We start from the raw sequence: 601 nt of genomic DNA, 5'->3' as shown, positions 1-601 counted from the left end.
ACCCGCGGGCCGCCGATCACCTCGGCGCCACGGCCCTGAGCCACGCCCGCCTCGCCGTCGCCCGGGGCGCCGACCCCGCCCTGCTCGAGCGGCTGCAGGCCGCGGGGGCCGCCGATCCGGCGGGCCCGCCGGCGGGGACGCCAAGCCTCTCGGTGGCCCTCGACGGGCGCCGGCTCTTCCGGCTCGACGGGGTGGTGCGGGTCTACGACAGCGGCGGCTACGCCGAGGGGCCGGAGCCGCTGCTGCCCTACACCGCCGAGTGCCGCAGCCACGGCTGCCTTGTCCCGCCGGTGGCGATCCTGCCGGCGGGGACGACGGTGGAGCTGCTCTACCGGCGTTCGGGGGGCGAGGACGCCCGGCGTGGCGTCTTCCTCGTCCAGGCGGACGGCCTCGAGGGGCTGCTCTTCAGCGCCGAGGACTACGGCGCCTGGGCGCCGGCCGGCGCTGCGGCCAGCGCGGTGACCATCGGCCGCGTGGCCTATATCCGCGACGCGCAGTGGGTCGAGGCGTTCGGGGTGGACCTGTCGGAGGCGACCGGCGGGCTGATCTGGTAGGCGCCGGGCCGCCCCGCGGGGAGGGGGCCGCCCGGCGCCTACCAGAT

At 78.5% G+C, this 601-nt stretch carries 1 protein-coding gene; it reads left to right on the top strand.

The window, feature by feature from the left end; translation table 11 throughout:
• Positions 1-554 (top strand): hypothetical protein (locus CKO13_RS12455; RefSeq protein WP_200261476.1); only part of this gene is annotated, 554 nt, incomplete at its 5' end.
• Positions 555-601 lie beyond the last annotated feature (47 nt).

It is taken from the genome of Halorhodospira neutriphila (genome assembly GCF_016584055.1).
Taxonomy (GTDB): domain Bacteria; phylum Pseudomonadota; class Gammaproteobacteria; order Nitrococcales; family Halorhodospiraceae; genus Halorhodospira; species Halorhodospira neutriphila.
The sequence above is the reverse complement of the archived record's forward strand: the minus strand, read 5'-3'. Positions and strand labels throughout refer to the sequence as shown.